This window comes from Paenibacillus montanisoli (genome assembly GCF_003268025.1).
GTDB classification, from domain to species: Bacteria; Bacillota; Bacilli; order Paenibacillales; family Paenibacillaceae; genus Paenibacillus_Z; species Paenibacillus_Z montanisoli.
On the sequence record NZ_QLUW01000001.1, the window covers coordinates 1,261,955 to 1,288,191 of the forward strand.

The window sequence follows — 26,237 nt, forward strand, 5'->3', positions numbered from 1 at the left end:
GCGATCCCCTCATCGGTTTTAGTGTTCGATTGTGTATGCTAAAATAAAAAGAACAGCGAGAATCGAGATGCACACATATACAGGGTGAGGGATCGGTAATGTCGGAGACACTTAAAGAGAAAATGCGTAAAAGGATGCCGGCTTACGGCACGTTTGTTTTTGAATTTTTCGAATCCGGCGTTCCGCTTATCGTAAAGCAAGCGGGGGCCGACTTTATCGTTTGGGATATGGAGCATTCCTCCGTTTCTTTGGACAGGCTTAAACCTTTGCTTACGATCTGTCGATCGGAAGGTATTGTTCCTATCGTTCGCGTGCCAAATTCGGAGCGCCATTTTGTATCCCGAGTGCTGGATATCGGCGCGCAAGGCATACTTGTTCCGATGGTGGAATCAGTAGAGCAAATGATTTCCGTCATCACTTATGCCAAATACAGTCCGATCGGTCTGAGGGGAAGCGCTTTCGGACTGGCGCATGACAGGTACGAGTATGGTTCCGTGCCGGAAAAAATGAAAATGCTCAACGATTCCGTCATTCTTCTGCCCTTAATCGAGTCAAAGGCGGGGGTCGAAGCAGCCGAAGAGATCGCCGGTTTGAGCGAAATTGACGCATTGTGGCTCGGACCCCTCGATCTGGCGCATTCGTTAGGGATTCCGGGTGATTACGACCATCCGCTATTTCGCGAGGCGGTGCTTCACATTTCAAGGGCTTGCGAGAAAGCGGGAAAGACCTTCGGCATCGTTTGCAATGAAACCGATGTGGACTTCTGGTATTCTTTCGGGGCAAGATTATTTTCCTATTCTGCCGATGTTTGGCTGCTTAGGGATGCTTTAAAGCGGGGGTTGACTACTATTCAAGCTTCGATACCCGGCGGACAACCTGATTAGGTTGTCCGCTTCATCAGACCGGAAATTTCTGTATGCAAACGTCAGACCATTTGATAAAATGATGTTAGTCACACGGTATCTCCGCTTGAGAGGGTTTTAGGCGGGACACCTCATCTCTTTAGATGGAAAAAAACGGAAGTATTAAGCGCTGCTTTAGCGAATGTTCGGGAACATTTATAGGCGACAGTTCCCGCTGTGGTTACGATACATGTAACCATTGAGTGTTCCTCATTTGGAAGGCGGAAGCCGGAACGTTGGAAAGTATTGATAGATTACTAGAAAATCATACTGAAGCTGTTGGAGGTATTTAGACTATGATACGGAACAAAGTGACGCAAGTGGAGAGAAAGACGGTTGCCCAGAACATTTTGCAGCAGTTGATCGAACTCATTATGAACGGAACGCTTGCGCCTGGGGAGAAGCTGCCGACGGAGTTTCAGCTTATGGAAATGTTCGGCGCAGGCCGCAGTTCGCTTCGCGAAGCGATCAAGGCTTTAGCAGCGCTGGGCCTGATCGAAGTGCGCGTGCCGGAGGGGACGTTCGTATCTGCAACGATGGGCGGTTTTTTTACGAAACAATTGGCTCTCGTCTCGAAAATCTCTTTCGACAACATCGTGGAATTAATCGAAGCACGCATCAAGATTGAGACCGATCTGGCGGAATTGGCAGCATGGAAAAGCACGGAAGAGGAGTTGAAAGAGCTCCACGACTGCCTCGAATTGATGAGAACCGCCGAGAACAACGTTCAGTTTACGCAAGGGGATTTGCAATTTCACATACAGCTGGGCAACATGGCAAAAAACTCATTCCTAATTCATGTTTTGCATATTCTGCATGATATTACCGCCACTTGGATTATGAAAGTCATACAGACGGAATCGTCAAAGAAGCTGGCGGTTTCTCAGCATGAGCGCATATACCAGGCAGTTGCATCCAAGGATCCGGCTGCTGCCGGCCAAGCGATGACCGAGCATTTGGAATCCGTTAGTGCCCTGCTGCTCGAAGTGCGTGATAAGGAATTGAAGCAAGTTAATTCACAGCAGGAATGACATTCAACGGTTGAGAGGAGAATTGCTCTTTCTCAACCGTTTTGTTTTTAATTTTTGCATTGACAATAGGAAACTTAAGGCAGTATCTTAAATAATATCATATGGTCAGATGTTAAGACTAAAAAGGAGGAGAAGGCATGTCGGCTGTTAAATATCAACCGTTTATTGATGGTCAATTTGTTTCATCTTCATCGTGGGACTATATATCGGTCATTAATCCGTCTACGGGGGAAGCGCTTTCGCAAATTCCAGAATGCACATCGGCTAATGTTCGGTCTGCTGTTAACGCGGCGGAGCGCGCCCAGAAGTCTTGGGCCAAGACGCCCGCGATCCAACGTGCCGGCCATTTGCGCAAAATATCTCAGAAAATCCGGGAAAACGTGAACTTTCTCGCACGGACGATTTCGGCTGAACAAGGCAAGACCTTAGGTCTCGCCGAAGTCGAGGTTAATTTCACAGCCGATTACATCGACTACATGGCGGAGTGGGCGCGCCGGTACGAGGGAGAGATTCTGCAGAGCGATCGTCCGAACGAAAACATTCTCATGTTCAAACAACCGATCGGCGTCATCGGCGGCATCCTGCCATGGAACTTCCCATTCTTCCTGATCGCCCGCAAGATGGCTCCGGCACTTATCACGGGCAACACCATCGTGATTAAGCCGAGCGAGGAAACGCCGAACAACGCATTCGAATTTGCGAAGCTCGTTGCTGAAACCGACCTGCCGGCAGGGGTCTTCAATCTTGTATCAGGCAAAGGCGAAACTGTCGGCCAGGAGCTATCGGCGAATCCGAAGATCGGCATGATTTCCTTTACTGGCAGTGTTGAAACCGGTTCCAAAATTATGGCGGCGGCTGCCAAAAATATTACGAAAGTATCGCTTGAGCTCGGCGGCAAGGCGCCTGCCATCGTCATGGACGACGCGGATCTCGATCTTGCGGCGGAAAGCATCAAAGATTCCCGAATCATTAATTCCGGCCAAGTGTGCAACTGCGCGGAGCGCGTATACGTGCATGAAGCGGTGGCCGAACAATTCGTAGCGAAGCTGACGGCAGCCATGCAGCGCGCTAAATTCGGCAATCCGCTCACTGAGCCGGATGTGGACTACGGGCCGCTGATCAACGCGCAAGGGCTCGCGAAAGTGGAGCGGCTTGTCGCCAGCGCGGTCGAAGCGGGCGCGAAAGTCGTGACAGGCGGACGCAGGGCCGACCGCCCGGAAGGAGCTTATTACGAGCCGACGGTACTCGTGAATGTGACGCAAGATATGGACATTATCAAGAAGGAAACGTTCGGCCCTGTCATTCCGGTCGTCACGTTCAAGAATCTGGACGAAGCGATCGAGCTCGCGAACGAAACCGAATATGGCCTGACCTCCTCGATTTACTCCCGCAGCATCGACGTCATAATGCGGGCCAGCAATGAACTGAAATTCGGAGAAACGTACGTGAACCGCGAGAATTTCGAGGCGATGCAGGGCTTTCACGCCGGTTGGCGCAAGTCCGGGATCGGTGGTGCGGACGGCAAGCACGGGTTGGAGGAATATTTGCAAACCCATATGGTGTATATCCAATACGATCTTAATAAGAAATAGGTGAAGGCGTGGGCAAAGTGTGGAATGTTTGTATCGTCGGGTTAGGTTATTGGTCGGACGTTCATTTCCGGGGATGGCAGTCCGTTCCCGGCGTGAACATCTCCGCGATCGTCGACCTCGATTCAGCGAAGCTGAAAGCGAAGGCGGACATGTACGGCTATAGGCCTGAACAGCTGTTTACCGACCTGGAGGAAGCGATGAACCTCGTCGACATCGATGTCATCGATATCGTGACCCGTCCCGACTCCCATCTCGAGCTCGTCTCCAAGGCCGCGATGAGAGGAAAGCACGTATTGTGCCAGAAGCCTTTCGCACCGACGCTTGCGGAATGCGAAGAGATGGTGCGGATCTGCGAAGAGGCCGGCGTCACGCTGATGATAGCGGAGGGCTGGCGTTGGCATTCGCACTACCGAAAGCTCAAAGAAATCGCGGATAGCGGCGCGCTTGGCGCGATCAATTTCGCGAAAATCGTGGCGAAATGGTTCTTCACGCCGACCTTCGGCGATCCGGCCAAGATGACGCAGCCTTACTTCAGAGGGATGGAACGCCTGATGCTGTATGAAATGGCGCCGCACTGGATCGACGCTTACCGGTATTTGTTCGGTGATCCGAAGGCGATGAATGCGTTCTATACGCGGGTATCTCCTCACATTATCGGAGACGATCTCGCCGTGCTGCTCTTCCATCACGAAGGAATGACCGGGATGCTGGAGGCGGGATGGGCGTCCCGCGAGTTTGCGGGCAGCTCGTTCGAGCAGCCGGCAGGCGAGAATCTGATGGAATACGTGTGGATCGAAGGCAGTGAAGCCGGACTCAGGCTGACCGCGGACGGAGTCATGGAGCTAATCGATGCAGACCGAACGGTTAGGCGGATTGAGTACGAGCCGCACAATCTGCAGCTTAGCCACAACCGGCTGCACCGGCATATGATCGAGGCCTTGTCCGAAAGCCGGGAACCGGAAACGTCGGGAAGGCGATATTTGAACGTGATGCGAATCATAGAGACCGCTTATGAGAGCGGCAGAAGGAGCGATCCCATTGGCTAAATACTTTTTTATGTACCAATGCAGGCCTGGTACCGAGGCCGAGTACGTCGAACGTCACAAGCAGGTTTGGCCGGGTGTCGTTCAAGCGTTGAAAAATGCGGGGTTCAGCAACTTTATTACGTTCATGAAAGGCAACCAGCTTTACGCGACGATCGATAACGATGGCGATTTCCGCACCGCATGGGCGAAATTTCAAGCAGACCCCGAGACGCAGCGCTGGGAGAAGTATATGTCCGAGATTCTCATCACCGATGTGACGCAAGGGGAAATGGAAGTCATCGACAATGTCGTTTTCAGAATGGATTGATACGGGAAGGCGGATGATGGCATGAGAACATTTAAAGTCGGGTTGTCGCGCGACTTTCTGAACGCCGAAGGCCGCAACGCTTTCGGAGAAGAAGGGATCGAGACGCTGCAATCGCATGCGCATTTGGAATACGGTTATTTCGATGAACACCGCGATCCGGTCGGGGCCGATCAGATCGCCCCGTGGAACGGCATCATTTCATTAACGCCGAAGTATACCGCTGAAACGCTGAAGGGCGCAGACGATTTGCTCGTTCTTGCCAGGTTTGGCGTCGGTTACGATAACGTCGATGTCGAGGCTTGCACGGAAGCAGACGTCGCGCTTACGATCACGCCGAACGGCGTACGCAAGCCCGTAGCGTATTCCATCATGACCCATATGCTTGCACTAGCGCACCAATATCCGGTAAAGACCCGGCTGGTGAAAGAAAACCGCTGGAATGACCGGATAAACTATCCCGGCAAACGCATTACCGGCCAAACGCTTGGTTCGATCGGGCTCGGCAATATCGCGCGAGAGATGTTTCATATGACCGCGGGGTTCGAAATGCGGAGGCTGGCTTACGATCCGTATATCGATCCGAAAATCGCGAAGGACATCGGCGTCGAGCTCGTTTCGCTGGAGGAATTGTTCGAACGGTCCGACTATATTGCGGTGAACTGCTTCCTCTCCAAAGAAACGTACCATCTAGTGTCCGACGCTCTGCTCGGTCTGATGAAGCCGACAGCTTATATTATCAATACGGCACGCGGGGGCATAATCGACGAAGCGGCGCTGATTCGCGCGCTAGAGGGCGGCAAGCTGGCAGGCGCGGCTCTGGACGTGTTCGAAGAGGAGCCGTTCGTAGCGGATTCGCCGCTGAAGCATATGGACAACGTCATTCTGACGCCGCACAGTCTGTGTTGGACGGATGAATTATATCAGGGCATGTGGGCGGATAGCATCGCGTCAGTCTCCTCGTTCGCGAAAAGGCTCCCGACAAGCAACGTCGTTAATAAAGAAGTGCTTCAAAAAAATAGCTTTTTAAACAAAATGAAGCGGCTCTGTTACGAATAAGAGATCTGCGTGCCGGAGGGGAAAAAGATGGAGAAGAACACGGCCAGAAATCATTTGCGCAGAAAATGGCAAGAGGGCAAGCAAACCGCAGGTTTATGGGTGACGATGGACGACCCGTCGATTACGGAAATCGCCGTTACGCTTGGACTGGACTGGGTTACCATCGACATGGAGCACGGCCATCTCGATTTCAAAGATGTCATGGGGCACATCAGAGTCGTCCGCGATTCGGAAACGGCCGTGCTTGTTCGCGTTCACGATATCGAGCAAGGACTGATTAAGCGGGCGCTTGACATGGGAGCGCACGGGGTTCTCCTCCCGCTCGTGCGCGAAAAGCAAGATCTGGAAGCCGGATTCCTTTTCGGTCGGTATCCGCATCAGGGGGTAAGGGGAATCGGCGGCGAGCGAAACGTAAAATGGGGACTCGGAATGGAAGAGTACCTGAGTTATGCGAATGAGGAAACGCTGATCATTCCGCTGATCGAAACCCGCGAGGCCGCCGAGAACATCGATGACATCCTCGGCGTGCCCGGGTTGGAAGCTATTTTCTTCGGTCCCGCGGATCTATCGGCAAGTCACGGTTTTCTTGGGCAGTGGGAAGGACCCGGCATGGCCGAGCTTATCGTGGACATTCGAGATAAGGCTAAAGCGAAGGGCATTAGCGCGGGCGTCATGACGATTGACGCCGCCGATGCGGTAAAGCGGCGCGAGCAGGGTTTCGATATGATCGGCCTCGGCTCCGACGGCGGCTTGATGATTCGTTCCGTACGCCATTCGCTCGGAGCGATGAAGGTGGAAGCAAAAACACATGCTTGGTTTTAAGAAAAAATCATGACCTTGAATGGTCAAGGAGCCTGTCATGACAACAACCATCCGAATCCACCCGGACAATCCGAAATTATTCGAGTTTCGAGGCAAGCCTCTAGTGCTGGTCTGCGCGACAGAGCATTACGGGGCTGTAATGAACCGTCCCTTTCAGTTCGAACGATACTTGCTGGATGCCTATGAGAAGAAACAGACGCTGACTCGTCTGTTCGTCTTGTTCCGCGAGCAGCAAAGTCCGTTTAATCCATACTCCACATGCAAGCCGGAATCGCCGGACTTTATTGCGCCTTTCGCTCGAACCGGAAAAGGCAAAGCGCTTGATTGGCAGACGTTGTACGATCTCGAACAGTGGAATCCCGAATTTTTCGAACGTCTGCACCGGTTTCTATCACTCGCCTCTACATATGGCATCATTGTTGAGCTGACCCTGCTAAGCAACACGTACGGTCCGGATGTATGGGCGCTAAACCCGCTAAATAGCAAAAACAACGTCAATAACCTCGAGGAGATCAATTGGCCCGAGTATATGTCCCTTCGCCATCCGAAACTGCTCGAATGGCAGCTTCGCCATGTTCGAAAAATCGTCGAGGAGACAAATGGCTACGATAATTTGATCTACGAGATTTGCAACGAACCCGGAGGCGGTTTCGCGGCCGACCCTCGGAATCCGACCCCGAGCGAAGTAAACGAATGGCAAGCGGTTATTGCGCGAACGATTCGCGAGACGGAAGCTGCGCTGCCCAACAAACACCTCATCGTGGGGCAGGAGGCGTTCACTTACGAGCCGTGGGAGCAGACGTCGGATCTGTCATTCCGGGATGAGTTGTTCGATGCCGTCAATATTCACCCGCTCCCGAACACGACTTATGCCGGAACGGCTTATGAGCTTGGCGAATTCATGTCCAAACAATTGAAGCTGCGTTCGTTCCGCAACTACTGTTTAGCCGTTTATGATGAGCGAAAACCGCTGAATATGGACGAAGATAACATCGCCAGTCAGTATAAAGACCCGGACGGCTGGACGATACACCGTAAGCGGGCATGGACGGCGCTGCTTAGCGGAGCGCATTATGACGTCATCGATTTTTCGATCATCAATTATTGCGAAACCGGGACACCGCAATCGCAAAAGCATCTCCGCACCTGGATGAGAATCCTTTCCGAGTTCGTCCATTCGATCGATCTTATCCATGCGAAACCTCTGCCGTCATTTGTAACCGCCGTTTCCGCTCCTTTGCTGGATGCTGCGTTTGGGGTCGTAGGCAAGGAAATCCATATTTATCTTGCGGACGAACGCGAGCTGGCAGAAGGATCCGGCGAGTCGATCCGGCACGCAGAAATCTCGTTTAAACTTCCGGCCGGTGCATGTAGAGTGTCTTACTTCTCGCCGGTGTCGGGGCTGCCTTCTCCGTCCATAACCGTACAGGGCGGCGGTGAAGTTTGCCTAAAGCTGCCCGAGTTCCGGCATGATCTGCTTGTTCGAGTTACTTCTGAAGAGTAGTCCATGAATGGAGGCAGTTGCAGTGACCTATGTCGAACAGTTTGAAAAAGACGGTTATGTGGTGATTCCGGACGTATTGGATGCCGAGTTAATGGCTGAATTTCGCAGCCATGTCGAATGGCTCGCGAGGAAATATCCGAATCGCCGCGAAACGCTCGATCATACGCTGGTTCAGTTCGATCCCTTTTGGCTCAGACTTGTTGCGGACCCCCGCTTGCTTGATATTGCGGAGCAATTTATCGGACCCGATATCGCCTTGTTTGCCTCCAGCTACTTCAACAAGAAAGCTTTCGAGGGAGAGGCCGTCTTATGGCATCAGGATGGGGTGTATTGGCCGCTTGAGCCGATGAATGTCGTCACGCTCTGGCTCGCAGTGGACGATTCAACGCCCGAGAACGGATGCTTACGCGTCATTCCCGGATCCCATAAATTGGATTTAAAAGAGTATTTCGTAAATAAAGAAGTTCCGAACGCGCTTGAATCTCAAATTGACTTGAAACATGTCGATGAATCGCAAGCCGTTGATCTTATCCTCAAAGCGGGCAGCGTATCCATACACCATCCAAACATTATCCACGGTTCCAACGCGAATCTATCTCCTCATCGCCGATGCGGATTGACCATCCGCTATATTCCAACTAGCACCCGAATCTCCATACAACCTTGGCCCTGCCAATTCCTATTAAGAGGAAAACCGATTCAAGGAATCAATGAATATATGCCATTCCCCAAATATGCCGAAGGAGCATCGATCCAGTTCCGCGGGATGGAAGCTTGGAAGTGAATCTATTAAAGAAGCTGTTAGGAGGCCAACTGAAATGGCAACGGCTACATCAAAGGAACTAAGGAAATCGCTGATCTATGAATTAAGCGTCGATAAATACGGTTCTTTCCACGAGATTCATGCAGACTTGCCGAGAATCAAGGAACTTGGAGTCGATGTCGTCTGGTTCCAGCCCTTCTATCCCAAGGGGATCAAGGATGCGTTCGGCTCATGCTACTGCATTCGGAATTTCCGGGAGATCGACCCTGCATTCGGCACGCTGGAGGATTTCAGGATATTGGTCGACCGCGTTCATGAATACGGCATGTTATGCATGATCGACATTGTGTTCCACCATGCATCCAAAGATTCGTATTTATTCGAGAATCATCCGGAATTCTTCCTGCGCGGGCCCGACGGATTGCCGATGCGGAAAGAAGAAGGCTGGGCCGACATTTATGACCTGGATTATTCCAATAAAGAGCTGTGGCAGGAACAGATCGATGTGTTGAAACAGTGGATCGGCCTGGGGGTTGACGGGTTCAGGTGCGATGTCGCTCCCATGATGCCGATGGAATTCTGGGAAGAAGCGCGCAGGGAAGTCGATAAGATAAAGAAAAACGTGATATGGCTTGCGGAAAGTCTATTGAATTTTTATGCCCTCAAGTATAGAAAGAACGGCTTTATTACGGCATCGGATTGCGAGACCTACCGTGTGTTCGACATGACCTACCGCTATGACGTTTGGCCCGAATTCATGGATTACTTGCACGGGAAGATCGCCCTCGAAGCTTATGTTGAAAAGATCAGAATGCAAGAATATATCTATCCGGAAAACTATGTGAAAATGAGCTTTATCGAGAATCATGATACGCCTAGAATCAAGGAGTTTATTCCGGATGAAAGACTGCTGAAAATCTGGACGGCTTTCACCTATTTCCAGAAAGGATCGGTTTTGCTTCACATGGGCCAGGAGGCGGCCCACGATCTTAAGACAACCGAAGACAGCCAAGTGAGGCTGGATCTGGATGTTTTGAACGGCAGCTTTTCGGACTATTTGAAAAGGCTTAAAACAATAAAAGAAATGGATATCTTCGCCCACGGTTTCTATGAAGTTAAGAAGCTTTCCACGCTGGGGGTCATCTTCTGCACCTACGAATACAAAGATCGAATTATCGCGGGCATTTTCAATGTTGAAAGCAAGACGGGATTTATTGAAAGCGGTCTTAAGGACGGAACCTATAGCGATTTAATTGAAGGAACCGCCGTTGAAGTCATAGACGGCAAGATCAAGCTTCAAGGCAAAGCGATCATATTCGAGGTATGATTTTCATCCCGGTAGAGGAGTGTTTGTATGAAGATATCCGCAATCGAAACGATCCAGCTGCCCGAGTTTCCTCTTTCCTGTTTTGTCATCGTCGAAACGGACAGCGGCATCATCGGCATGGGAGAAGCCACCAATTTTCCGGATGTCATCTCAGCGGCCATCCACCATGTATTTGCACCCATGCTGATCGGTCAGGATCCGACCTGTATTGAACACCACTCGGCGCAGTTTTACCGTTATTGCAACGGCTCGGGCAGCGCAGGCGGGGAAATGCGAGCGGCAAGCGCGCTAGATATTGCCCTTTGGGACATATTCGGACAAGTGACGAACCAGCCGGTGTACGCGCTCCTTGGCGGAAAAGTGCGCGACAGCGTGAAAATTTACAACACGTGCGGCAGCCACGGCGGGCGCATCACAGGCCGCAGGGATGACGAATGGCATATGGAAGATGCGGGGACTTTGGCGGAGGATTTGCTCAAGAGCAATATAAGGGCGATGAAGATATGGCCTTTTGATTACGCCCATCCAACTTACCAGGGCCAGCATATAACGAAGGACGAAATCAAGAAATATATCGAGCCGGTTAAAAAGATCCACGACGCGGTCGGCGATGAAATGGAAATCGCGATGGAGATGCATTCCTGCTGGAATATCACTTCGGCCGTTCGCATTGCGGAAGCGCTGGAGAAATACAACATCAAGTGGATCGAAGACCCCATTTACGTCGACGATGCGGACAATATGGCGATGTTAAGGGAACAAGTCAAGATTCCTGTCTTGGCAAGCGAACGTCTCTTTAACCGTTCGCAATTTAAATCGTTCTTCGAGAAGCGCGCGGCCGATATCATCATGATTGACTTAGGCTGGACCGGCGGACTGACCGAAGGCAAAAAAATCGCATCGATGTCCGACGCGTACAGGCTGCCGATTACGACCCACAACTGCGGCGGCCCGGTCTTGACGCAAGCCAGCGCCCATTTCTGCATTTCAACTCCTAACGCAATCGAAACCGAGACGCTCCGCGCGATTTACGGGACATTCCCCGAAGTCACCGACGATCTCGTCGATATCAGGGACGGACATATTTATCTGGATTCAAGGCCCGGCCTCGGCGTTAAGCTCGGCAAAAACGTGTTTTTCCGTACCGATACCATCCGCTACCGCACCGACGCGGAGCGGAAATATCTTCGCATCGCAAGCGGCGATCCCTGGAACAGATAAGAAAAATGAGCGGGAAATTGTTCTTGTCAGCAACTATAGGGGAGGGATTTAAATGAATCTGCTGTTGGATTCACAATCGAGTCAATCATTTTGCAAAGCCGTATGGACCAAGCCGGCCGCCTGGGAAGCAGGTGCCCCGGATCAGCGAATCATCCATATCCGGGGAGCGAATTTTACCCGTCCGGCTCGAATTCGCCGGCTCGGATTGCGCCTTGGTCTCGGTTATTTCAAATGCGGCAGTCAGAACGACATCGATTGGGTAACGGATTTCCGGTTGCTTGCCCGTGACGGCATGGAATGGAAGGAAGTACTGGCAACCCAGGGACAGAGCCGGCCTGTTCATAGAAACGTTCGGAACAGCGAGATCAAGGATGAGGAAATCATGTGGTACGATCTGCAAGCCTCGGACATCGTCACAGAGTCTGTCCTGGTAGAAATTCGCCGTTGCGGCATAGACGGATGGTGGACGCCTTGGAATTTGGCGATGACAGGCGTTGTACTCGAGGGGGACGTGGAAGAGCCGCCGACCGAAACGATCCGGACTTCATCGTGGAAGGTGTCCGGGATCGATCTGAGCGGGCTGCCTGTTGGCGTTTCCGCGACAAAAACCGAAACGGGGATACGGTATAAGACCCGTTATCTGGAGGTTGGATTCCGTCTGGATCGTCCCGCGTTCTCCAGCTTGGAGATAGACGATGACGGAAACGGGAATACAGGCACCAACTTGCTGGTGACGGACGAGAATCCCGAGCCGTGGGGCCATAGCTCGGCCGGGGCGGCGGAAGGCTTGAACCGTTTTGCGGCGCAAGGCTTTCAATTGCGTTCCGTCGGCATGCAGGACGTGAACGGCATTCCAACTGAATGCGAGGGAGAAACAAGCGTGGCTGGCAATATCGTCACCTACGAATTTAAAGCCCAGGAGGGCTTGAACTTTAAATTGCAGTGGGTGGTAGAGGAGGATCGCTTGCAGTTGAAGGCGGAGAGAATCGGCGACAAGGCGATTCGCGCCTGGCACAGCAGCGTCTGGCAATTCAGCTTTGACAGCAAGGCAACCCCGACAGGAGTGCTCGGATCCATTACCCGCTTCGGAGAAACCGGTCTCGTGCGTTTGCCGGCGCTGATCCACGCCCCGCGGTTGGGAGATTTGGAGATTCGGACCATCAGCGGATCCGGTCTGCTCCGGTCGGACTCCGTAAGGCCGATTCTCGCGACGACCGCGGAGATCAAAGTCGGCGAAGAGCCTCAGCCGGAAGGCGATTATTTGCTGCTGCCCGGGAAGCACTCGGCCGTCTTCGAATTAAAGGCCGGCCGGCCGCTCCGCGTCATCAGCGACATTCCGCAGGAGAATATGCCGCCGGTTGTTAAGGACGCATTAGTAAGAGCGGTGTTGACTTCGCTTCCGTACCGGCCCGATATGGCGACCTTCGCCAATAATAACAATGCGATGCCCGCCCAGATTTGCATGGACAATTGGTCCGCCCTGTCAACTCGTCTGGGTAGTCTGACCGACGGTTTGTCCGCTTTGGATTTGCTGCGGGATACGCTGGAGCGCTGGCTCGACGGAGGCGTAGGTTATGCCTGCGGGCCTTCGCCGAAGGGCGATCATCTGATGGAAGACGAATATTTGATGACCGGAGTCTCCTGTTTGCTGGGGATAGCGGAATATTTGGAGTCGAGCGAAGACCGGGCGTGGCTCGAACGTTACGGTGCAAAGATCAGGCATCAGCTTAACCTCATGCTGGCTCGGGATTTGGATGGAGACGGACTGATCGAAAGCAAATACCGGCTCGGGATAAGCGGACAATTTCAATGGAGCACGAACTTCATGGACGTCATCTCATTCGGGTGGAAGGATGCCTTCACGAATGCCTTGTTATATTCTTGCCTGCGCAATCTCGCTGAGGTTCTACCCCGTCTCGGGCGGCCGGACCTGGCTGAAGGACTGGCGGAATGGGCGGATACACTTCAAGCCCAATATATCCCTGCCTTCTTCAATCCGGAAACGGGCTGGGTGGCCGGTTGGCGCTGCAAAGAAGACAAACTGCATGATTACGGCTTCTTGTATGTGAACAGCGCTGCCGTTTGCGGCGGACTCATAGATGATACCCTCAGCCGCGATATAATCGGGAAGTTGTGGGGGGAGCTGGGGAAGGCGGGATTAAAAGAGTTTCATCTCGGGCTCCCCGGCAATGTATGGTGCATTCCCGACAGCGATATGGCCACGTATCAGCACAATCAGTCCTATGGATATTACGCTAACGGAGGATTGTCACTTACCCAGTCCCGCCACTTCGTGAACGCTCTATATAAGGTAGGCATGATTGAGGAAGGGGATCGAATCCTGCAAGGCATCTGCCAAAGTCTTTCCAACGGCACCGCTTACGGAGGGGTAGGGTCAGGGGTCGATTGGCGCAGGTGGGACGGCACGCCGACAGGCTATGAAGGCTTGCTGTGCGACCAGCTCGGAATCGTGCAGACGATCGTGGACCGTTATACCGTCTATCAATATGCATAGCGCATTGTCTCTATCAGAAGATATGGCGATCAGAGCCTATGTATTGGAGTGTTGAAATGGAAATGGATAATCGGAAGAAGACCATCTATTATTTCTCAAGCACCCACTGGGACCGCGAATGGTGCCAAAGCTTTCAAGGCTTTCGCAACCGCCTGGTCACAATGATGAACGAAATGATCGAAGTGATGGAACAGAATCCGAATTTTCGGCTGTTCCATCTGGATGGCCAAACCGTCATGCTCGAGGACTATTTGGAAATCGAACCCGATCGAAAGTGGAGACTTGCCGAGCTCATCGGCGATCAGCGGCTGCTGATCGGACCGTGGTATGTCATGCCGGATGAATTGCTGCTCTCGGGCGAAAGCCTGATCCGCAATCTCATGACGGGTGCCCGAATTTGCAGAGACTGGGATACGACGCCATGGAAGTACGGCTACGTGTGCGATATGTTCGGCCATATCGCTCAAATGCCGCAAATCTTCAACGGGTTCGACATCCATTACGCCGTGCTGGGCCGGGGAACCAACGAGCATACCCATCAAGCGCATTTGAGATGGAGGTCTCCGGACGGAAGCGAATGCATCACCTTTAAACTGAACGATCTTGGCGGCTACAGCAGCTTCTCCTTTGGCGTCGGCTATGAAATGGAGCAAAAGAACCTTTCGATCCGGGAAATCGAACCGCTAGTCAAATCGTTGATCGATTATGAGCTGGCCCGGTCGCCCGTACCGATTACCGTCATCATGGACGGAATGGATCATCAACCCATCCGCAAAGCTACGCCGGAGATCATAGAGCTGATCAGAAGACTATATCCGGATGCGGAGGTCAAGCACGTCAACCTGGAGGAAATGGGGCGGCAGCTCGAGAGTTACCGGGATCAGCTGCCGATTCATCAAGGCGAAATATACGATACGGCCAAGGCAAGCGTGCCCTACAATCATGTCATCCGGCATACGCTGTCAAGCCGCTACCCGCTCAAGAAGGCCAACGACGAGATTCAATGCCTGCTGGAAAAATGGGCGGAGCCTCTGGCGGCCCTTGCGGACTTAAAGGGCTATTCCGTTCAACCGTCCTATGTGAATTTGGCCTATAAGCATTTGCTGCTGAACCACCCCCATGATTCGATCTGCGGCTGCTCGATCGATCAGGTTCACAAGGACATGGAGTACCGTTTCGATCAGGCAAGAATGCTAGGCGAAAATGTCGTATCCGACATTATGGCGTTCGAGAAAGCCGTTTATCGAATCGATAAGACGAGCCGGAATCTGCTTCTGGCCATCTGGAACCCGCTGCCCTATCCGCGCAAAGAAGTGGCAACGCTCGATATCGATTTCCCGCTTCAATACCCGTCACGTTATTCCGAACCATTCGGATACGAATCCATCAACAGCTTCAAAATTTACGACGCTGGCGAAAAAGAGATTCCGTACGGGTTGAAGTCCATTAGAAAAAATCACGTTGTCAAAGTGTACAATCAGACCGGAACCGAAACCGTCGACCGGTATACGTTGTCCATGGAAATCGAGCTTCCGGCGATGGGGAAGGCCGAATACAGCATTGTCCCTTTCAGCGCGTCTTCCCGTTATTTGGACCGATTGTCCCAGCATGAAAGCGAGGCGGAGAACGAATCCATCAAGCTGAAAATCAATCCCAACGGAACCTTGCGGATTACGGACAAGAGATCGAACAAGGTCTATGACAATATGCTCAGCTACATGGACGACGGTGAAATCGGGGACGGCTGGTATCACGCCAATCCGGCGGAGGACCGGTTAATCAGCAGCTTGGGCTCCGAGTGCCGGATTGAACGGGTTGAGAACGGACCGTCGAGAACGGTCTTCCGCATTACTCACCGCATGATGGTACCGGAATCCATGAACTGGGATTCTCACGGAATCCGCCGTTCGGAGGAATTGGTACCGCTGCAAATCATCTCGCAGATCGGGCTCTCAAGAGGCGCGTCCTGCGTCGATGTTGAATCGAAGATCGTCAATCGGGCGAAGGATCATCGTCTTCGGTTAAAATTGCCCGCCGGAATCGAAGGCAATCATTATTTCGTGAACCAGCCGTTCGCATTCGTGGAACGCAAAACCGGAATCGACCTGACGACACAGGAATGGCGGGAATACGACGTGCCGGAGAAACAAATGGGTGGAATTGTCGGCAAGCGGGCTGCGGACGGCACCGGACTGGCGTTTGTCTCGGCTTATGGTTTGCATGAATGCTCTGCCTTGGACGATGAAGAGCAAACGATAACCGTCACGATGTTCCGGGGGTTTCGGACGACAATCATGACGAATGGAGAAGAGGGAGGGCAAATTGTCGGCGATCTGCAATTCAAGTATTGCCTTGCCTTGATGGAGGCGGATACGAGCTTTGCGGATTTAGCGAAGCTGCAAGAACGTCTGCAAACGAACGTTTATGCAGCTGCTTGGCCAATCGAAGAGACCTATAAGCCGGAAGATCCCGTCAGCTACTTCGAGCTTTCCGAATCGTCGATCTGCATGAGCGTCATCAAAAGGCCGGAGAATAGAAAGAAAAACAGCGTCGTCGTCAGATTGTACAACATGTCAGATAAGCATGACGCTTGCCGGTTGACTTGCTTCAAGGAAATCGCGGAAGCCCATATCCTTGGCCTCGATGAAGATATAATCGCCTCATACCCGCATCATGAGAAATCGCTGGACGTACAACTCGCGCCTTGGAAAATCATGACTTATCAATTGATTTTCAAATAGCGTTTTCAAGCTTCAACCATTCATTTTTTATGCACGTACGGGGGGCGGATTATGGATATACCAACGTGGAAATCGCGCATTGAGAGAGAATTGAAGGAAAACATCCTAGGTTATTGGGCGGCCAACACCGTTGATCATGAGAATGGCGGCTTTTACGGTAAAGTGGCGGATGATCGTCTTGCCGTGAAGGAGTCGCCGAAATCGCTGGTTCTGAATACGCGCATTCTATGGACGTTTGCCAAGGCGTACCGAAGTTATGGAGATCCGCTATATTTGGCGTTGGCACAACGAGCCAGCGACTATTTAAGCAATCATTTTCTGGACCCGCGGCATGGGGGCTATTACTGGATGGTAGACAGCGAAGGACGGGCGCTGAATCGGAACAAGCAAATCTATGGGCAAGCATTCGCCGTCTATGCATTCGCCGAGCATTATCTGGCAACCGGCGATGCCGGCAGTCTGCAGCAGGCCATCGATGTGTTCCGCTTCATGCGCGAGCACGCCTATGACCCGGAAAACAATGGGTATCGGGAGGTTTGCTCGGAAGACTGGGCGGCATCGGATCAATCCGGATTAGGCCCGGACATTCCCGGGATGAAGAAGGGAATGAATACTTCACTGCACGTTCTGGAAGCTTTCACGAATCTGTACCGTGCCTGGAAGTCTGAAGAGATACGTTATGCCTTGAAGGAAATGATTGAAACGATGTTGGAACGAATCATTGATCCGGCCACCTGCCGCTTTCAACTCTATTTTGACGAAGCCTGGAATTCGCTGCGCCCGAATCTATCCTCTTCCGGCCATGATATCGAGGGGAGCTGGCTCCTGTACGAGGCCGCGCATGTACTGGACGACGAATTGCTGCTGCAGGCTGCGAAGAGGACCGCGATCGGGATGGCGCAAGCGATTTACGAAAAAGGGATTGCACCGGACGGCGGCATTATCGAGGAATCCGACGAGCATGGACCGGTCACAACCGATAAAACGTGGTGGCCGCAAGCGGAAGGCGTCGTAGGCTTCGTGAACGCCTATCAGATGACGGGGCAGCCGCATTTCATGGATGCGGCGGTCGCCTGCTGGCGGTACATTGAAGAACGGTTCAGCGACCGCCTAAACGGCGAATGGTTCGCCATGGTGGCGGCGGATGGCAGGACCGACCGGAGCTTGCCCAAAGTCGACGCCTGGAAATGCCCCTATCATAATGCAAGGGCCTGCTTTGAACTCGTAGAGCGTTTATAGGCAGCCGCAGCCGAATCCGGAATTCCGCCGTCGAGGAGTAGACTTATGCTTTACGGAAGGTGGTCAAACCCTATTTTCAGTCAACTCCGCAAGTTAAACGGCAAAACGGAGGAAAGACCCATGAGACGGCTGCTCGGCACGATCCGGTTCGGCGAGGTGAAAAGCCGGATGCCGAACAAGAAGAGGTCCGTATTCCGGGAAGGCATGGTAAACGCTCACTATGAGGCCGTCAGCTCCACGATATTCATGAATTTGATCGCCGGTCCCTATTTAACCGGATACTTGCTGTTTCTGGGCGCAGATGCAAGCCAGCTCGGTCTGATCCTTTCGATACCGCTTTTGGCCAACGCGATCGTCGTTATTTTGTCTGCTTATCTGATGGAGTACTACCCGAACCGTTACCGGACTACTCTTATTTCGATTTTATTCCACCGCATTTTTCTGCTTGGGACCGGCCTCATTCCTTTTGTTTGGCCGAAGGCGGATTGGGTTCCAGTGTTTATTGTCCTCTTCGTCATCGGGTGTATGTCAGGGTCGTTGTCGGCAACTCCTTCGGTGACGCTGCTGGCTGATTTGGTGCCGAGAAAATTCAGGGCTAACTATTTCGGGATCCGCTTTACGCTCGGGGGAATCGCCGCATCCGTTACGCTGCTGACAATCGGCTGGGGGCTCGACCGGTTGCCCATGTCAACCGGCTTCGCTCTCCTGTATTGCTGCGGACTCGCGGTGTCGCTGCTTAACATGGTTCATTACGGGAGGTATCCGAATCTTCTCTATTCGAGCGCAGGCAACAGCTTGTCATGGAAATTTATGTTCGAGCCCTTGCGCGATCGAAGCTTTTTCAAAGCCGTTCTGTTCGTCTCGTTTTGGCTTATGGCACAGGGCGCAACGATTTCGCTCTTCAGCTATGTCATGCTGGAGCTGATGAAGACTAATTATGCGTGGATGGGCATCTCCAATACCCTTCTGACGGTTGTTTCCATCGGCGCGACCTTCATTTGGGGCAGGCTGAACATGAAATGGAGCACAAGAAAATTATTGTTGTGGGTATTCCCCCTGAATGCCATCGCGGTGTTGTTCTGGGGGCTGCAAGCTTTCCTGCCGGATACGTTGATGCTGATTATCGTCTATACGATGCTCGGGATCAGCCTTTCCGGGTTCAATCTGCTGACGTTCCAATACGTTATCAGCGACACCCCCAAAGAAGGCCGGTCCATGTATTACGCAGTCTGGGTCTCCATAACATCCCTGTTCGGATTCTTTGGCCCGCTTGTCGGCGGAAAGCTGTTGAATTCGCTTAAGTCATGGCCGTTCTGGTTTCAGGAATACGGGCTGTTCGTCTGCATAGGCGCTTTGATGCTGGCTGCTTCCCTATCGATATCGTTTATCGTATTTAGCGCCAAACAACGATAAGAGGAAGACTAAAAAGGTGCTAAGCTGAGGAGGGATAACCTTGTTGATCGGTCATCACATGGCCCGGTATCGAGAAGAAATCGTTCATCACATTGCCGAATTGGTTCGAATCAGAAGCGTTAGGGAGGAAGGAGAACCCGGCAAGCCGTATGGTCCGGGGATAGACCGGGCACTCCACTATATGCTGTCCTTGGGCGAAGAGATGGGCTTTCGCACGGCCAACATCGACGGTTACGCCGGTCATGCGGAATACGGCGAGGGGGAAGAGCTCGTAGCCATCCTCGTTCATCTGGACACCGTTCACGAGGGCGAAGGGTGGACCTTTCCTCCGTTCGGAGGCGAGATTCATGACGGCTCCATTATCGGCCGGGGCGCTTCCGACAATAAGGGGCCGGCCGTTGTTGCCTTATATGCGCTTAAGGCCATTCGTGAACTCGGGATTCCGCTGCATAAACGAATACGGATCATCTTCGGAACGAACGAGGAAAACGATATGTCGGATATGGATGTTTATTTTTCCAGGGAGCCCTTGCCGGACCAGGCGTTTATGCCCGATGCCTGCTATCCGCTCTTTAACGTCGAGATGGGGAATGTAAATGTATTGCTGTCTCAAACGTTGGACCGAAATACGGAGCCGGAGTCGCTCCGTATCGTGGAATTATCCGGCGGAACCCCGCGCATGCTTGTGGCTGAAACCTGTATGGCCCGAATCTCGGCGGATCCTTCCGTATGCGGCGACATCGAAAGGCTTCAGGCATCCCGGCACAATCTGAAGGCGGAGCGGCTGGCCCCTGATCAAGTTGCATTAACCGCGAACGGCACCCTGTCGAATCCGCCGGTAAACGCGATCGCCGAGATGGCGGGATGGATCAGCGGTCTGCAATGCTCTACCAATGCAGACGGACTTCTTGCTTTTCTGAAGGATAAGATCGGACACGAAACGAACGGCGAATCGCTCGGCATCCGTTACAGTGATGAATATTCGGGAGAAACGCTCGTGTTTCTGCGGCAAATCGTCACAGAGCAGGACACCGTAACCGCGACCGTCGGTATTCGATATCCCGTCACGTATAACGGGGATGAGATTATATCCTTTGTAGAAGAACAAGCCCGTTGTTATGGCGTTCGTTTGGACTTGGGCCGGCATTTTCGCCCCGTCTATTTCCCTCCCGATCATCCGCTCGTATGCAAGCTCGGGCTGGCCTATGAGAAAATGACGGGAGAAAAGCCGTTCCTTCTCCAAATGAGCGCGAGCACCTACGCACGCAAGCTGGGGAACAGAGGTCTTGCCTTTGGAGCAAGCCTTCACGGCGGCGTTGACAACAATGTCCACCGCGCAGATGAGTTTGTCCGAATTGACGATATGATGAAGCATGCGGAAATCTGCTTGCAAGGCTTGTACGAACTCATTATTTGACGGACGGATATGCTGCAATAGTACCAATGACTCCATTGCGGGAGGAAGAATATTAAAATGGGGAATGTTGTTGTAACCGGAGGCAGCGGAAGGCTTGGTTACTGGGCGATTCGCGAATTATTGCAAGAAGGGCATCATGTGATCAGCGGCGATCAAGCGGCTCCGAAGCATTCACTTTGTCCTTCCGTTCTTGTGGACTTAAATCAGATGGAACAAGTATTAAGACTGCTTGAACAGGCTGACGAAGTCATTCATTTGGCTGCGATACCGGCTCCGGGTATTTTGTCGAACGAGGAAACGTACCGGAACAATACGATTTCTAGCTATAACGTGTTGGAAGCCGCTGACCAACTAGGAATACGGAAAGTTGTAATCGGTTCCAGCGCATCCATTTATGGATTCGCTTATGCCAAACATCCTTTCTTGCCCGATTATTTTCCTGTCGATGAGAATCACCCTCTGCTGCCTCAAGAATGTTACGGTTTATCCAAGATTGTCAATGAACAAACGGCTGCGATGTTCAATCGACGCTCCGATATGCAAATTGTATCTTTACGCATGTCTTGCATCCTTTCAGAGGATGTCTACTTCGATTTCTGCAACCGTCCAGACTTGGAGAAGATCATGTATCCGCTCTTTTGGTCATATGTCGATGTCCGGGATGCCGCTCGCGCTTGCAGACTAGGCATTGAAGCCAGCGGTCTGGGAGCGATGCCGCTTGAAATTTGCGCCAACGACACGCTTTCCCGTGAAAAAACGAAAGATCTTTACTCTAAGTACTACAGTCAGGTGACTGATATTCGAACCACATTGGAAGGGCATACGTCGCTAAGCAGCAATCAAAAAGCAAGACAAAGCTTGAATTGGCAGCCTCAATTTAGTTGGCGTATGTACGTGTAATAGCGTGATTCCAAATAAGAAATTGGACGGTGATTAGGAGTGAAGCAGAACATGCGAATCGCCCTAGGTCAAATGCAAGAACTGACTCATGAAACAATGACTTTTGCCAAGCAATTAGGCGTATCGAGTATCCAACTCAACACCCCGAATATTCCAGGAGAACATTGTTGGGACTATGAAGATTTGCTTACTATTAAGAAGACTTGCGATGAAAATGGTTTGTTCTTGGAATCGATCGAGAATGTCCCTATTCGTTTCTACGATAAAATTATGCTCGGCTTACCCGGCAGGGACGAGCAAATCGAAAATTATTGCACGATTATACGCAATATGGGGCGCGCAGGAATTCCGATATTGGGTCACCATTTCATGCCGAACTTTGTTTGGAGGACATCCTGGGAGCCAGGCCGGGGCGGAGCCTTATGTTCCGCATTCGATTCCGAAGCCGCGGCCAGCGGCATCAATCTTGTGAAGTATGATTCAAATCGGGAAGTGAGGGTGCCGGACGAATCGATCATGTGGGAGAATTACGCTTATTTCTTAAAGGCGGTGCTTCCCGTTGCAGAAGAATCGGGCGTGCGGCTTGCGCTCCATCCGGACGATCCGCCAATTGCTATGCTCGACGGAACAGCGAGAATTTTCTATAAAGTGGAGAATTTTAAAAAAGCGGAGGCCATAGCGAACAGCGATGCGTGGGGATTGAATTTGTGCCTTGGCTGCTGCTCGGAGATGGTATACGGAGCCGCTAACGTAATGGAAATGATTCGATATTTCGGATCGAGAAATAAAATATTTTATGTTCATTTCCGTGATGTTCAGGGCACTATGCCGAAGTTTCAAGAGTGCTTTCTCGGGGAAGGAAACTATCATCCCGCAGAAGTCTTGCTAGAATTGAAACGTTCCGGTTTCACAGGTTTCTTGATGGACGATCATGTGCCTGGCGTTATTAATGATTCTGCATGGGGCCACCGCGCACGTGCGCATGCCGTGGGTTATATGCAAGGGCTGATGAAAGCGTTGGAACTTCTGGATTAAGTCATATATCGGAGGACAAGAACATAGAGGCATGAAAATCCGCGGCTTCCGCGGATTTTTTATTTTAGGTTCCCTAAATTGATCTATGCTCATAGTTTCCAGCATTTGTGCGCATACTAGAACCCTGCGAGCCTTGAGCTGATGGAGGTTGTAAATCATGAATACATGGCTGGAAATCATGATGCGGACGTTAACGGCCGTCATCTTCTTGCTCCTGATGACAAAGCTGCTTGGGAAGCGGCAGGTAACCGAGCTGTCTGTCTTCGAATACATAACCGGCATCACGATCGGTAACATTGCGGGTTATATATCGCTCGATACGGATGCGAAATGGTATTTGGGCATGCTGTCGCTGGCGGTTTGGGTTGCCGTATCGCTTATCATCGAGCTGGTTCAACTAAAGAGCAAACGCGTCCGGAATTGGATTGACGGCACGCCGACGGTATTGATCCAGAAAGGTAAGATTCTTGAGAAGAATCTGAAAAAAGAGCGGCTGACGATTGACGAGCTGATGCAGCAGCTTCGCTTGAAGGATGTGTTCAGGGTGGCGGACGTGGAGTTCGCGATTATGGAAGCGAGCGGCGCCATAAACGTACTGCTCAAGAAGGAAAACTTGCCGCTAACGCCGAAGCAGCTGGGCATTAAAGTTCAGTCGGAGCGGGAGCCGATGGTGGTCGTTATGGACGGGCAAGTTCTGAACGATGCGCTGCAGGTGAGGGGCTACAACATGCAATGGCTGGAGAAGGAGCTGAAGAAGTCCGATCTCAGGATCGAGGATGTGTTTCTTGCCCAGATCGACGATTTTGGCGCGCTAACGGTGGATTTATACGACGATAAAGCGAAGCAGCCGAAGAGCTATAGCCAAGCGACGTTATTGGCTTCACTTAAAAAGTGCGAAGCGGATATGGAGATGTACGGACTGATGACGGCCGATGAAGACGAGAAGCAGAAATACGCGGCATGTTCCAAGAAGCTGCAGCATTTGATCGATGAAGTGCGGCCGCTCATTTATCAATAACAACAAAAGAGACCGCCAACCGGCGGTCTCTTTGTGTTATTGCGGATATGCTTGATTTTACTTGGCGTCTTCACGTAAATAGCCGAGCTTAGCAGACGTTGCAAGCGAACCGCTGCGGCGCCGGCGAAGCTTCCAATCCACCGCGCTTAAACGCATGCCCATCGCGGAAGCGAATGTGCCGAGCATCAAGCCGCCGACCATATCGGTCAACCAATGGATGCCCAAGTAGAAAATCGCGAAAATGATGATCCCCGCGCAAATGCAGCAGAACCATGCCCAGCGTTTAATTCCCGAGCGGACAGCCAGGATCGCCAGCGTAACCGAAATCGACGTATGCAGGCTGGGAAAGCAATTATCCAAGCCCGACAGCGCGCGGTATTGGTTCTCGAAATCCGGGAACACGTTCAGCATCAGGAACGAAACATTTTGCGGATCATGGTACCAGACCTCGTTTACCGGCAAAAACAAATAGAACGGAATGGCAACAAGGTAGTTGATCATAATCGCGTAGCAGATCGCATAGAACATCCGGCGGTCTTTGCTTAGGTTCGTATAGATGCCTATGGAAGCGATAAGCAGCGCCTGGAAGACGACAACGTACATAAAAGCAAGAAAAACGGTAAGGTAGCTGTTCTCGAATGTATGCTGCAGGTTGGCGACGAAATTCCCTTCAATCGATTGGAAAAAGGTCGCAAAGTCATAGGTCTTCGTCAAATGTTTCTCGACTTGGAGCTCAAGCTTGTTACAGAACAGAATCAAGATCAAGGCTGCGAAATGAAGCATGTATTTGCGATTGAATACCATTTCTCTGAGAAACAGTCCGCCGACCTTAAACGGGTTCGTTGCAGCTCCATACCAAATCAGCAGCGTAACGGTAATGGCCGTATAGATCGCGACCGTCGTCATGTTGTCAAACAAAGTCATGATACGTACTTTCCTCCTAAAGCTTTGTGCCAGCGGCTCGATCTAGTTAGTATAGCACATTCCGGCTTGCCGTGAACGTTTTCCAAATTTGTTCACATACGGAAGCCCTCAGGAGCGCTTCATATTGACGCCGAAAATGCCGCCGAACGCGCCGCAAAGCAAGGCTGAGATCAGCATGGTAAATGTTCTGCCGCTAATGCCGGTATTCATGGATAGGAAGCTGACCAACAGGATCAGCAACCCATAAGCGATGCCCAGAATTCCGCCATAGTACCAGCCGCGCATGCCGGACCTTTTGCCAGCAACGAAGCCGCCTGCCAGCGAGGCGCAGCCGTGCACGATTAAGCTGTAAAGCGGAAGCTGGGTCTCCTGCATGCTCCCCCAGCGCAGCATCGTCGAGAGCAGCAGCGCGCCGACCGCCAGCCAAATCGATGCGTACAAAAGGCCGGCCAGCATCGGTGAAGCCATGTGTGCCTTCGGAACATTTTTCATGGCATTGATCGGTTTCATGTACCTATCCCTCCAATTATTTACACTCGAGTCCACGATTATTACAACATATGGTCAAGCCGGTCAGAATAGTACAAGGAGCCTCGAAGCCGCAGGGAATCCGTTTGTTTACCAGAAATTCGAATATCCCCCTTCGTATGACGAGCATTGCATCCGGTGACAATAGTTGTACTTTAAAGCTGGAGGCGGTTCATGTGGAATACTGGGTTCTGGCGTTCCGGACGCTTCTCATCTACTTTATCGTGTTTCTGATTATGCGGCTTATGGGCAAAAGGGAGATCGGCAAGCTGTCCGTATTCGATCTCGTGATTTCCGTCATGATCGCCGAAATTGCCGTCGTGGTCATTGAAGATACGAAGCGGCCGGTGCTCCATGGTGTTTTGCCGATGGCTTGTTTGCTTATCATCCAAATTCTGATTGCCTTTATCTCGCTGAAGAGCCGCAAGCTGCGCGTATGGTTCGACGGCGAGCCGGTCGTGCTAGTGGAGCGGGGGAAGCTGAACCGGGAGGCGATGCGCAAGCAAAGGTACAATTTGGACGATTTGCTGCTGCAATTCCGTGAAAATAAGACCAATATCGCGGATGTCGAGTTTGCCATCCTGGAGACGACAGGCAAGCTGTCGATCATTCAAAAGGACATGAAGGGGCGCGATTCGAACGGGCATTCTTCTTCAGAAGGCCATGCCCCTAGACAGGATTCGCAATTTCCGAAGCCGTTCCCCAAAAACTATCGTTTCGAAACGCTGCCGGTGCCGCTCATTATGGACGGCGAAATCCAGAAAACAAATCTGGAGCAGCTCGGCAAAGACCGCTTCTGGCTCAACAATCAGCTCAGGCAGCGGGGGATTACCGACGTGAAGCAAGTCTTCTTGTGCACAATCGATCACCGAGGAAAAATTTTCCTTGATTCCAGGCGCGGACGGGGACCCTATAGGTAAATGCGAAACACCGGCT

22 protein-coding genes are annotated in these 26,237 nt (G+C 51.8%); 20 read left to right on the forward strand and 2 right to left on the reverse strand.

Annotation, left to right across the window (positions count from 1 at the left end; translation table 11 throughout):
• Nucleotides 1-98 precede the first annotated feature (98 nt).
• The 19 genes from DL346_RS05545 to DL346_RS05635 all read left to right on the forward strand — a co-directional run bounded on the left by DL346_RS05545 (nucleotide 99) and on the right by DL346_RS05635 (nucleotide 23,849).
• Entirely contained in the window at nucleotides 99-884 is a 786-nt protein-coding gene (locus DL346_RS05545; protein WP_112881043.1) for an HpcH/HpaI aldolase family protein, read from the forward strand.
• Between the two features lie 314 nt (nucleotides 885-1,198).
• A complete protein-coding gene (locus tag DL346_RS05550; protein ID WP_112881044.1) occupies nucleotides 1,199-1,933 on the forward strand; it encodes a FadR/GntR family transcriptional regulator in 735 nt (244 codons plus the stop codon).
• Between the two features lie 137 nt (nucleotides 1,934-2,070).
• Entirely contained in the window at nucleotides 2,071-3,525 is a 1,455-nt protein-coding gene (aldA, locus tag DL346_RS05555) for an aldehyde dehydrogenase (protein WP_112881045.1), read from the forward strand.
• Between the two features lie 17 nt (nucleotides 3,526-3,542).
• Complete coding sequence (locus tag DL346_RS05560) at nucleotides 3,543-4,571, forward strand: Gfo/Idh/MocA family protein (protein ID WP_165822380.1); 1,029 nt, start codon at nucleotides 3,543-3,545, stop codon at nucleotides 4,569-4,571.
• Nucleotides 4,564-4,878, forward strand: coding sequence for an L-rhamnose mutarotase (locus DL346_RS05565; protein ID WP_165822381.1), 315 nt, complete (start codon nucleotides 4,564-4,566; stop codon nucleotides 4,876-4,878). Before DL346_RS05560 ends, DL346_RS05565 begins: the two co-directional genes overlap by 8 nt.
• A gap of 21 nt (nucleotides 4,879-4,899) precedes the next feature.
• The gene (locus DL346_RS05570) at nucleotides 4,900-5,934 is read left to right on the forward strand and encodes an NAD(P)-dependent oxidoreductase (protein WP_112881048.1); all 1,035 of its coding nucleotides are present in this window, start codon (nucleotides 4,900-4,902) and stop codon (nucleotides 5,932-5,934) included.
• 27 nt (nucleotides 5,935-5,961) lie between these two features.
• Nucleotides 5,962-6,756: an HpcH/HpaI aldolase family protein gene (locus DL346_RS05575; RefSeq protein ID WP_112881049.1), complete on the forward strand. Its 795-nt coding sequence runs from the start codon at nucleotides 5,962-5,964 to the stop codon at nucleotides 6,754-6,756.
• A 37-nt stretch (nucleotides 6,757-6,793) separates the two neighbouring features.
• Nucleotides 6,794-8,260, forward strand: coding sequence for a DUF6298 domain-containing protein (locus DL346_RS05580; RefSeq protein ID WP_165822382.1), 1,467 nt, complete (start codon nucleotides 6,794-6,796; stop codon nucleotides 8,258-8,260).
• A gap of 22 nt (nucleotides 8,261-8,282) precedes the next feature.
• Complete coding sequence (locus tag DL346_RS05585) at nucleotides 8,283-9,044, forward strand: phytanoyl-CoA dioxygenase family protein (RefSeq protein WP_206098474.1); 762 nt, start codon at nucleotides 8,283-8,285, stop codon at nucleotides 9,042-9,044.
• 34 nt (nucleotides 9,045-9,078) lie between these two features.
• A complete protein-coding gene (locus DL346_RS05590) occupies nucleotides 9,079-10,350 on the forward strand; it encodes an alpha-amylase family glycosyl hydrolase (RefSeq protein WP_112881052.1) in 1,272 nt (423 codons plus the stop codon).
• A 27-nt stretch (nucleotides 10,351-10,377) separates the two neighbouring features.
• Entirely contained in the window at nucleotides 10,378-11,571 is a 1,194-nt protein-coding gene (locus DL346_RS05595) for a mandelate racemase/muconate lactonizing enzyme family protein (RefSeq protein WP_112881053.1), read from the forward strand.
• 52 nt (nucleotides 11,572-11,623) lie between these two features.
• Nucleotides 11,624-14,086, forward strand: coding sequence for a glucosidase family protein (locus tag DL346_RS05600; protein ID WP_112881054.1), 2,463 nt, complete (start codon nucleotides 11,624-11,626; stop codon nucleotides 14,084-14,086).
• A gap of 56 nt (nucleotides 14,087-14,142) precedes the next feature.
• The gene (locus tag DL346_RS05605) at nucleotides 14,143-16,827 is read left to right on the forward strand and encodes a glycoside hydrolase family 38 N-terminal domain-containing protein (RefSeq protein WP_165822383.1); all 2,685 of its coding nucleotides are present in this window, start codon (nucleotides 14,143-14,145) and stop codon (nucleotides 16,825-16,827) included.
• Nucleotides 16,828-16,878: 51 nt separating this feature from the next.
• Nucleotides 16,879-18,066: an AGE family epimerase/isomerase gene (locus DL346_RS05610; RefSeq protein WP_112881056.1), complete on the forward strand. Its 1,188-nt coding sequence runs from the start codon at nucleotides 16,879-16,881 to the stop codon at nucleotides 18,064-18,066.
• Between the two features lie 120 nt (nucleotides 18,067-18,186).
• Nucleotides 18,187-19,479 carry an MFS transporter gene (locus DL346_RS05615; protein ID WP_165822384.1) on the forward strand — a complete coding sequence of 431 codons (1,293 nt, stop codon included), beginning with the start codon at nucleotides 18,187-18,189 and terminating at the stop codon, nucleotides 19,477-19,479.
• Nucleotides 19,480-19,519: 40 nt separating this feature from the next.
• A complete protein-coding gene (locus DL346_RS05620; protein ID WP_112881058.1) occupies nucleotides 19,520-20,896 on the forward strand; it encodes a Sapep family Mn(2+)-dependent dipeptidase in 1,377 nt (458 codons plus the stop codon).
• Nucleotides 20,897-20,953: 57 nt separating this feature from the next.
• Nucleotides 20,954-21,796, forward strand: a complete 843-nt coding sequence (locus DL346_RS05625; RefSeq protein WP_112881059.1) for an NAD-dependent epimerase/dehydratase family protein — start codon at nucleotides 20,954-20,956, stop codon at nucleotides 21,794-21,796.
• Between the two features lie 39 nt (nucleotides 21,797-21,835).
• Nucleotides 21,836-22,831: a mannonate dehydratase gene (locus DL346_RS05630; RefSeq protein ID WP_206098475.1), complete on the forward strand. Its 996-nt coding sequence runs from the start codon at nucleotides 21,836-21,838 to the stop codon at nucleotides 22,829-22,831.
• Between the two features lie 157 nt (nucleotides 22,832-22,988).
• Complete coding sequence (locus DL346_RS05635) at nucleotides 22,989-23,849, forward strand: DUF421 domain-containing protein (protein ID WP_112881061.1); 861 nt, start codon at nucleotides 22,989-22,991, stop codon at nucleotides 23,847-23,849.
• 57 nt (nucleotides 23,850-23,906) lie between these two features.
• Here the strand turns inward: DL346_RS05635 and DL346_RS05640 are convergent, their stop codons facing one another.
• A complete protein-coding gene (locus tag DL346_RS05640; protein WP_112881062.1) occupies nucleotides 23,907-24,773 on the reverse strand; it encodes a phosphatase PAP2 family protein in 867 nt (288 codons plus the stop codon).
• A gap of 108 nt (nucleotides 24,774-24,881) precedes the next feature.
• A complete protein-coding gene (locus DL346_RS05645) occupies nucleotides 24,882-25,283 on the reverse strand; it encodes a TIGR04086 family membrane protein (RefSeq protein WP_112881063.1) in 402 nt (133 codons plus the stop codon).
• A gap of 254 nt (nucleotides 25,284-25,537) precedes the next feature.
• On the opposite strand from DL346_RS05645, the gene DL346_RS05650 reads away from it, so the two are divergent.
• Entirely contained in the window at nucleotides 25,538-26,221 is a 684-nt protein-coding gene (locus DL346_RS05650; protein WP_420849537.1) for a YetF domain-containing protein, read from the forward strand.
• The last annotated feature ends 16 nt before the right edge of the window (nucleotides 26,222-26,237 follow it).